This window comes from Streptomyces sp. NPDC004788, from assembly GCF_053601115.1.
Genome location: NZ_JBSGBF010000206.1, coordinates 1 through 2,278, shown reverse-complemented (window position 1 = coordinate 2,278; position 2,278 = coordinate 1). Strand labels below are relative to the sequence as shown.

General features: G+C 69.9%; 2 protein-coding genes. Both read right to left on the bottom strand.

Annotated elements, in window-relative coordinates; all coding sequences use genetic code 11:
- Positions 1-215: 215 nt before the first annotated feature.
- A complete protein-coding gene (locus ACWEJX_RS37715; RefSeq protein ID WP_451611921.1) occupies positions 216-566 on the bottom strand; it encodes an alpha/beta fold hydrolase in 351 nt (116 codons plus the stop codon).
- A 309-nt stretch (positions 567-875) separates the two neighbouring features.
- The coding region (locus tag ACWEJX_RS37710; RefSeq protein ID WP_451611920.1) for an aldehyde dehydrogenase at positions 876-2,278 on the bottom strand (1,403 nt) is incomplete at its 5' end.

The window sequence follows — 2,278 nt, the reverse complement described above, 5'->3', positions numbered from 1 at the left end:
GGCGTCGCGAGGCGACGCCCGCGCACCAGCGGCACGGCCGTCCCAGGCCGGTAGTTCAGCGCCTCGACGATCTCCAGCAGCCGTGAGCCAACGGGTCGGGACCCTCAGTCGGAGACTGTACGAACCACTCGCCGTGCGCAGGCGATTCCAGCGCCGGGATGTCAGTGCTCTCGATTCGGACCCAGGAACATGGGTCTGGCGCCGGGTCACGGGTCTCACCGGCGCCTTCCGTTTTTCGTGTTCGGGTCCGCCGCGGAGACGTACACGATGTGTGCCACGTTGGCCGCTCCCGGGGTGGCCTGAGTGACCGGAGCGCGACCGTAGGAGCGCGCGACGACCACGAGAGGGGCCTTGATGGCATCGATCCTCTCGCGAATCACCCGGGCGTCGTCCAGGAGGCCGGGGAGCTTCCCGTCCGCTCCCTGGGGGACGACGCTCGACAGGTCGACCGTGTGGCTGGGCCAGCCGCGGTCGGCGAGGACGTCCTGGAGCTCGCGCCAGCACCACGACCCGTGCCACGCACCGTGCACCAGGAGGAACTGGGGGCTTCGCATGCTGTCGTTCATGTCGTTCCCTTTCATGGCTGACGACGGGAAGGGCCTGGTCCACAGCCGGTCGCATTGGCGGTGATGCCGTGTTCGGCCCACCGGCGGCTGATGCCGCGGGCGATGGCGATGGCGATGGTGATGGCGAGGAGCACGTCGGCCGTCTTCGACTGTGTGTGCATACGTGCCGGTCGACGGAACAGTGACACACGTATGTATGCGAGGATAGCCGGAAACGCCGCGACAGCGGCGGGTGTTCGGGCCACCTGCTGTTCGGGCCACCTGCCGCTGTCCGCGGTCAGGTCCTCTCGTACGAGGACCGGGGTGGGATCAGACGGTGATGGTCTTGTACTCGGTGTAGGTACCGAGGCCGATGGCGCCGTACTCGCGGCCGATGCCGCTGGCCTTGAAGCCGCCGAACGGGCCGTCGAACGCGACGGAGGCGCCGTTGACGGTGACGGTGCCGGTACGGATGCGGCGGGCGACGGCGAGGGCGCGTTCCTCGTCGGAGGACCACACCCCGCCGGAGAGGCCGTACTCGGAGTCGTTGGCGATGCGGACGGCGTCGTCCTCGTCGTCGTAGGCGATGACGACCAGGACCGGGCCGAAGATCTCCTCCTGCGCGATCCGCATGGAGTTGTCGACGTCGGCGAAGACGGTGGGGGTGACGTAGTTGCCCTTCTCCAGGCCCTCGGGAATGTGCGGGCCGCCGGTGACCAGGCGGGCGCCCTCGTCGATGCCGAGCTGGATGTAGGTGCGCACGCGCTCCTGTTGGTCGGGGCGGATCATCGGGCCGATGAAGGTGTCGGGGTCGCCCGGGTCGCCGACCTTCAGCGACTCCACCATTTCCTTCAGCGCGGTCACGACCTCGTCATAACGACTGCGGGGCGCCAGGATCCTGGTCTGCGCGATGCACGATTCACCGTTGTTGAGCAGGGAGCCGAACTTCAGGCCGGCGACGGCCTTGTCGATGTCGGCGTCCGGCAGGATGACGGCTGCGGACTTGCCGCCCAGCTCCAGGCTGACGCGCTTGAGCTGCTCGCCCGCGATGGCGGCGATGCGACGGCCGGCCCGCGTCGAGCCGGTGAAGGCGATCTTGTCGACCTCCTGGTGGGAGATCAGGTACTCACTGGTCTCCCGGTCTGCCGAGAGGACGCTGACCACGCCCTCCGGCAGGCCTGTCCGCTCCAACAGCTCGGCGAGGAAACCCATGCTCAGCGCGTTCTCCGGAGACACCTTCAGAACGACGGAGTTGCCGGCGAGCAGAGCGGGGATGATCTTCGAAGTGGCCGAGGAGAAGGGCGAGTTCCACGGGATCACCGCGGCCACGACGCCGACCGCCTCACGGCGCACCACACTGCGCACCGGGGAGGCGGGGTCCGAGGGCACCAGCGTCTCCTCCCACGCGAACTCCTCCGCCGCCTTCAGGTAGGCATTCGCCTGCCGGGTGAGACCGGGCTGTCCGGCGCGGGTGAACCATCCGGCCGACCCGTTCTCCAGCGAGATCAGGTGAGCGATCTTCTCCGCGTTCTGCTCGCGCAGTGCGTTGAACCGCCGCAGGACGGCGATCCGCTCGGCCGGCGGGGTCAGCCGCCACTCGCCCGCCTCGAAGGACGCCCGTGCCGCGTGGTGCGCGCGGGGGGGGGGGGCCGGCCGCGCCGGGGCGGGGCGACCGACCCCCGCCCGGTCGGGGGGGGGGGGGAGGGCGTGCCGCTCCGGGGCGCGCGGGTCCT

Coding starts and splice junctions, on each gene's coding strand:
- ACWEJX_RS37715 (WP_451611921.1), bottom strand. CDS start 566: ATGAACGACAGCATGCGAAGCCCCCAGTTCCTCCTGGTGCACGGTGCG.